Source organism: Mesorhizobium sp. P5_C1 (genome assembly GCF_054049815.1).
This window is the reverse complement of the sequence record NZ_JBFULQ010000604.1, coordinates 1-3,124: the sequence shown is the minus strand read 5'-3', so window position 1 is coordinate 3,124 and position 3,124 is coordinate 1. Positions and strand designations below refer to the sequence as shown.

The window sequence follows — 3,124 nt, the reverse complement described above, 5'->3', positions numbered from 1 at the left end:
ATCTATGTGCTCGACGAACATGACGATCATTATCTGCGTGCCGACGCCGCCGGCGACATGATCCTGGTCAGCGTCTTCAATCCTCCGCTTGATGGCACCGAACGGCATGTCCTGAGCGAGAATGGCGGATCCGCCTACTGAGTCCCGAGGCGCCCATCGTTGCATCGATCGGCGGCCGGTCGCCGACGGCCGGATCAACACCAGCTTCATCGACGACCACGATCCGGTTCGCGCATAGTTTTGTGGTCAGCTAAGGGGAATCCTGACCCAGGGGAAAGCAACGGAACGAAAAACGGATCGTGTCAGGAACGCAACGATTCCTCTCATCACCTAGTTTTGACGGTGATTTCTTCGAAATGGGGCGCATGATGCGGTCGAATCGTCAAAGACATTGCGTTATGCCAATGGTAGGGTCCGCGATAGTCCAAGGGGCCGGATGGGAAAAACGGGCAATCGAACGGCGTGCCGGCAAAACACGCATGACGGTTGAAAAATGACGTTGCAATCCGGGCTCGAAACTTTACGACTAGGGGAAATACGAAAAGGAATGCGTCTGCATGGGCGACATTCCAGGGGAGCCACGTACACATGCAGTACTTTGTCCAGCAGCTTATCAACGGGCTGACGCTGGGATCGATCTATGGGCTGATCGCGATCGGCTACACGATGGTCTACGGCATCATCGGCATGATCAACTTCGCCCATGGCGACATCTTCATGGTGGGCGCCTTCACGGCGCTGATCGTCTTCCTCGTCCTCGGTGCACTGTTCTATTCGGTGCCCGTCGTCATCGCGCTGCTGGTCATGATGATCGTGGCGATGCTGCTCACCAGCCTCTACAACTGGACGATCGAGAAGGTGGCCTACCGGCCGCTGCGCGGTTCGTTCCGGCTGGCGCCGCTGATCACCGCGATCGGCATGTCGATCGCGCTGTCGAACTTCGTCCAGGTGACGCAAGGGCCGCGCAACAAGCCAATCCCGCCGATGGTCAGCCAGGTCTATAACATCAACGGCATCAGCGTGTCGCTGAAGCAGATCATCATCGTGCTCGTCACGGCGGCGCTCCTGGCGCTGTTCTGGTACCTGGTCAACAGGACATCACTGGGTCGAGCGCAAAGAGCGTGCGAGCAGGACCGCAAGATGGCCGCACTGCTCGGCATCGACGTCGACCGCACGATCTCGATCACCTTCATCATGGGTGCGGCGCTCGCCGCAGTCGCTGGCACCTTGTTCCTGATGTATTACGGCGTCATTGCCTTCTCGGACGGCTTCACGCCGGGTGTCAAAGCGTTCACGGCGGCGGTGCTGGGCGGCATCGGTTCGCTGCCGGGCGCGGTGCTCGGCGGGCTAATGATCGGCTTCATCGAAAGCATGTGGTCGGCGTATTTCTCGATCGACTACAAGGACGTCGCCGCGTTCTCGATCCTGGCGATCGTGCTGATCTTCCTGCCTTCCGGCATTCTGGGCCGGCCAGAAGTCGAAAAGGTCTGAGATCATGGCGGTTACCGTATCTCCGGAAAGCGACGTCGTCGCCAGCCCTGTCCAACGCGGCCTTAAGGAAGGCTTCTATGCCGGCGCCATTTCGCTCGGCCTGTTCGTGCTGTTCATTGGCCTGAAGACCGGCCAGAACATCTCCAATGAACTGGTCGTCACCACGCGCTGGGGTTTGCTTGCCGGCGTGGTGGTCGCCACGGCTGTCGGACGCTTCCTCTATGTCGCCTATGGCCAGCCCTTCATGGCCAACCAGAAGATCGCCGACGTTGCCACCGGCCTGTTGCCGGGCAGCGTGGCGTCTCGATTCTTCCAGGTGCCGTGGTTCATCGCGGCCGTCATCGCGGCGGTGCTGCTGTTCGTTTTTAACAACTCGCTCGCCGGATGGGTCGGAGCAGAACCGGCCGGCTATCTGCAATTCCTGCGCGCCCTGGCGATCATCTATGTGCTGGCCAGCGTGATCTACTATTTCAGGGCCTTCATCCACGCCAACTTCACCAAGCTCGGCATTGCCGCGCTTGTGCTGTACCCGATCCTCGTGGTCACGGTTTTGTCGCTGAACGCGTGGTCGATTGTCGGAGGGCTGCAGGGCTCGCTGAAATGGGTCGACAATTTCGGCATCCAGATCCTGATCTATGTGATGCTGGCCTGGGGCCTGAACATCGTTGTTGGCCTCGCCGGCCTGCTCGACCTCGGCTACGTCGCCTTTTATGCACTTGGCGCCTATGCGTATGCGCTGCTCGCCACCGAATACGGCCTGTCGTTCTGGATCCTGCTGCCAGCCGCTGGCGCCATGGCCGCCCTCTGGGGCGTGCTGCTCGGCTTCCCGGTGCTGCGCCTGCGTGGCGACTATCTGGCTATCGTGACGCTGGCCTTCGGCGAGATCATCCGCCTGGTGCTGATCAACTGGCGCGAGGTCACCAACGGGTCGGCCGGCATTTCCGGCATTCCCAAGGTCAGCTTCTTCGGCCTGATGTCGTTCAACGTGTCGGATTCGAACTACATAGCCAAGGTGCTGCACATCGCTCAGTCAGGCGCCTACTATAAGATCTTCCTTTATTATCTGATCCTGGGCCTGTGCCTGCTCACCGCCTTCGTCACCATCAGGCTGCGCCGCCTTCCGGTCGGCCGTGCCTGGGAAGCGCTGCGGGAGGACGAGATCGCCTGCCGGTCTCTGGGCATCAACACGACGACGACCAAGCTTACGGCCTTTGCCACTGGGGCCATGTTCGGCGGCTTCGCCGGCTCGTTCTTCGCCGCGCGGCAAGGCTTCGTCAGCCCGGAATCCTTCGTCTTCCTGGAATCGGCCATCATCCTGGCCATCGTCGTGCTCGGCGGCATGGGCTCGCTGGTCGGCATAGCGGTTGCCGCAATGGTGATGATCGGCGGCACCGAGGCGCTGCGCGAACTCGACTTCCTCAAGCAGATATTCGGGCCGGACTTCACCCCCGAACTCTACCGCATGCTTCTGTTCGGCATGGCCATGGTCATCGTCATGCTGTGGAAGCCGCGCGGCTTCGTCGGCAGTCGCGAACCGACCGCCTTCCTCAAGGAGCGAAGGGCTGTCTCCAGTTCCTTCACCAAGGAGGGCCACGGCTGATGAATGCGAGCACACCCATGAACGAAGCCATCC

At 60.6% G+C, this 3,124-nt stretch carries 3 protein-coding genes; all 3 read left to right on the top strand.

Translation table 11 applies throughout. The features are described from left to right. Nucleotides 1–141 (top strand): ectoine synthase (locus tag ACXJ7R_RS28675; protein WP_457154769.1); only part of this gene is annotated, 141 nt, incomplete at its 5' end. Nucleotides 142–588: 447 nt separating this feature from the next. Next, the gene (locus ACXJ7R_RS28670) at nucleotides 589–1,491 is read left to right on the top strand and encodes a branched-chain amino acid ABC transporter permease (protein ID WP_095084211.1); all 903 of its coding nucleotides are present in this window, start codon (nucleotides 589–591) and stop codon (nucleotides 1,489–1,491) included. 4 nt (nucleotides 1,492–1,495) lie between these two features. After that, nucleotides 1,496–3,091, top strand: coding sequence for a high-affinity branched-chain amino acid ABC transporter permease LivM (livM, locus tag ACXJ7R_RS28665; protein WP_457154768.1), 1,596 nt, complete (start codon nucleotides 1,496–1,498; stop codon nucleotides 3,089–3,091). Nucleotides 3,092–3,124: the final 33 nt, after the last annotated feature.

Excerpts from the sequence above, each read along its gene's own strand:
- ACXJ7R_RS28670 (WP_095084211.1), top strand. The coding sequence starts at position 589 with ATGCAGTACTTTGTCCAGCAGCTTATCAACGGGCTGACGCTGGGATCG.
- livM (WP_457154768.1), top strand. The coding sequence starts at position 1,496 with ATGGCGGTTACCGTATCTCCGGAAAGCGACGTCGTCGCCAGCCCTGTC.